This is a genomic window from Streptomyces sp. 13-12-16, from assembly GCF_002114215.1.
GTDB lineage: Bacteria > Actinomycetota > Actinomycetes > Streptomycetales > Streptomycetaceae > Streptomyces.
The window spans coordinates 1-3,147 of sequence record NZ_NCTE01000617.1 but is presented as its reverse complement, the minus strand read 5'-3'; the positions used below and the strand labels follow the sequence as shown (position 1 = coordinate 3,147).

Here is a 3,147-nt window from a genome sequence, read left to right as displayed (position 1 = left end):
CGGGGGTACCGTCCTCGGTCCGGCGCGGAACCGGGCGCCCACAGGTGCCCGGGCCGACGCGCCGGACGCCGCGGTCCGGTATCCCCGCCCCGCCCCCTCACCGCCGTGGGCGGCTGCTCCTCCCTACGGGCGGAAGCGGAGCACCTGCGGGTCGTGGTCGCTGATCTGGTCGTGGAACTCCGCGTTGATGTGCACGCTGTCGTACGTGAAGGCGCCGCGGCGGACGGACGGACTGATCAGGATCTGGTCCAGGGCCTGGCTGTTGCCCTGGTAGACGTAGGAGTAGCGCTCCGACCGGGGAAGGGACTTGATCGCCGACCAGAGGACCCCCTCGCCTTCGAGGATCTCCGTCGTCTCCGAGAACTCGAAGTCGTTGATGTCGCCCAGGGCCACCACGTCGGCGTTCTTCTGGGTCTTGAGGATCTTCGCCGTGAAGTCGTGAACGGCCTTCGCCTGGAGGTGGCGCTGGGTCTCCGAGCTGCGGGCCGGGGGCTGGTACTGGGAGGTCAGGCCCTGGTCGCCGCCCTTCGAGGCGAAGTGGTTGGCGATGACTATGACCGTGCGGCCCCGGAAGGTGAACTCGCCGGCGAGCGGCTTGCGGCTGTTGTCGAAGGCCTCGGACGCCGGGTCGACGCGGCCGGGGGAGAGGGTCAGGGCCGCCTTGCCGCGGATCTTCGTGACACCGGTGGCGGTCGTGGCGTCGCCGCCGGCGCGGTCCGTGAAGGAGACCCTCGCGGGGTTGAAGAGGAAGGCCTGGCGGATGTTGCCGCCCGGTTCGCCGCCGTCCTGCTTGTCGGCGGGGTCGACGGAGCGCCAGTCGTAGCGGGGGCCGCCCGCCGCCTCGATGGCGTCGATCAGTCTGGCCATCGTCAGGTCGGCGGCGACCGTGCCGTCGTCGGTGGCGCCGTTGTTGTCCTGGATCTCCTCCAGGGACACGATGTCGGGGGACTTGAGGTTGTTCACGATCGCGGCGGCGTGGGCGGCGAAGGTGTCGTCGGAGGGGTCGAGGTTCTCGACGTTGTAGGTGGCGACGGCCAGTTCGGTGGCACGCTGCCCACGGGTCGTCTCGCGCTCGAGGCCCGCGCTTTCGAGGGTGCCCAGCTCGTTGGCCACGAGGGTGTAGCCGCCGTACTGGTTGTAGTCCAGGGGCCCCGAGGTGGTGCCGGTGAGGGTGTCGCCGACGTTCGCGTCGGGGAAGTCGGACGCCCTGCCCAGCGACTGGATCTGGAGGCGGCCGGTGTTCTGGGCGTCGTAGGAGCCGTAGACCGTGCCGCCCCGGCGGTTGCGGTGCTCGTACGGCTTCACCGTGACCCAGAGTTCGGTGTACGGGTCGGTGGCGCCCACCACGCGCGTGTCGGAGACCCGGACGTTCATGCCCTCCAGCGACTCGTAGAGGTCCAGGGCGTACTCGGCGGGCCGCAGGGGGAGCGCGTTGACCGAGCCGTTCGGCTCGGGGGTGTAGGCGGCGGGGACGGAACGCGCGTCGAGCGTGGTGGCGGCCGGCAGCGGGTTGCCGCTGGAGACGACCGTGAAGACCGGGCGGGTGATCTCCGTCAGGGACTGGTTGCCGGAGGACGTGCCGCCGGGGACGTACTCCGAGACCGTGCCGGAGACCGTGACGGCGTCACCCACGGCGACACCCTTGGGGGTGGTGGAGCCCGTGAAGACGAAGACGCCCTCGCTGGTGGCCGGGTCGGCGTCCGGGGCGGGATCCTGGATCCAGAAGCCGCGGGACGAACCGTAGGTGCGGATGCCGGTGACGATTCCGGTCACGTCGGTGACCTGCTGCCCGGCCAGCGGTGAGGTGCGGGTGTCGCCCTGGATGTCATGGATGCGCACCGTGTCGGCGTGCGCGGGCGACGTGAGGACGACGGCGGACGCCGCGGAACATGCGGCGGCGACGGTGAGCGCGGCGAGACGCGCGGACTTTCTCGGCAACGGATTCCCTCCGGGGACGTGTGACCCACCCTCTTCTACGCGCGTCAATCTCCTGTCAGGCCCCGCCACTTGTCAAGGTTTCGGCCATGTACGCCCGCCGAAGGGGAGATGAAGCGGGCGGCATGGGTGGAAATCCGTCTAGGCTGAGTGGCCGAGTCGTGAGAGGCCTAGGAGAAACAGCCGATGTCAGACAGCTCCACCCTGCCGCCTGCGCGGCTGCACCCCGAAGCGGAGCTGGCGCGCGACGCCCTGTCCACCCCGGTGCTCTCCCGGGCCGCCCGGCTCGCCCGCTGGGCCGGACCGGACACCAGGGTCGACGCCGGTGCCGGGCTCGTCGACGAGCAGTTGCCGGCGGCCGCCGCGGAGCTGGGGCTGACCGGGGAGGACGCCGCCGCCGACGCCAGTGAGGCCTGGCGCGTCGCCGTGGACACCGGGCTCGTCGAGGTGGTCGACGAGGAGGAGGGGACCGTCACCGCGGGGGACGGGCTGGGGGTGCTCACCGGGGGGTCGCCGCAGGACGTGCTCGGAGTGTGGCTCGCGGCCCTGGAGACGGTGGTCGGTGACGCGAGCGTTCCGGACCTGGGCGGGCTGGTCGACGCCATCGCCGAGGGGGAGGGGTCCGGGGGGATCGACTTCGACGCGCTGGACTGGGACCCGGAGGCCGAGGCGGAGTTCCTGGACGGCGTGCTCGGCAACCTCTACCTGCTGACCGTGGGCGGGGAGGACGCCGACGGGACGATGGTGCCGCTGCCCGCGCTGGCCGCGTCGGTGATCGTGCCCGACGACATGGCCGAACCCACCAACGACGTCCTGGAGCAGGTCTCCGACGCGATGATGCGGCTGGACGACCAGTTCCGCATGCTGGAGCCGGTCGGGCTGGTGGAGTACCGGCCGGTGGACGAGGCGCTGATGGCCGACGCCGACGAGGAGCCCGCCGCGCCGGTCGACGACACCGACGTCGCCCGGTACGGCATGGTGCGGCTGACCCCGCTCGGACTGTACGGACTGCGCGCCCGGCTGCTGGAGGCCGGGTTCGAGGCGCCGGCCGTCGGCGACCTCGTGGACAAGGGCGCGGACGCGCTGCTCGACGGCACCGCCGTCTTCCCGCCGGCCGCCGCCCACGCGGAGACCGAGCAGTGGCTGGACCGGCGCGATCCGCTCCAGGCCGCACGCGAGTTGCTGGCGGCGGCACGCGGGGCGGACCAGGGC

At 72.0% G+C, this 3,147-nt stretch carries 2 protein-coding genes; one reads left to right on the top strand and one right to left on the bottom strand.

The genetic code is table 11. The features are described from left to right. Positions 1–123: 123 nt before the first annotated feature. Positions 124–1,938, bottom strand: coding sequence for an endonuclease/exonuclease/phosphatase family protein (locus B7767_RS24340; protein ID WP_085574075.1), 1,815 nt, complete (start codon positions 1,936–1,938; stop codon positions 124–126). A 183-nt stretch (positions 1,939–2,121) separates the two neighbouring features. On the opposite strand from B7767_RS24340, the gene B7767_RS24335 reads away from it, so the two are divergent. Next, positions 2,122–3,147: hypothetical protein (locus B7767_RS24335; protein WP_085574074.1), on the top strand; the 1,026-nt coding region annotated here is incomplete at its 3' end.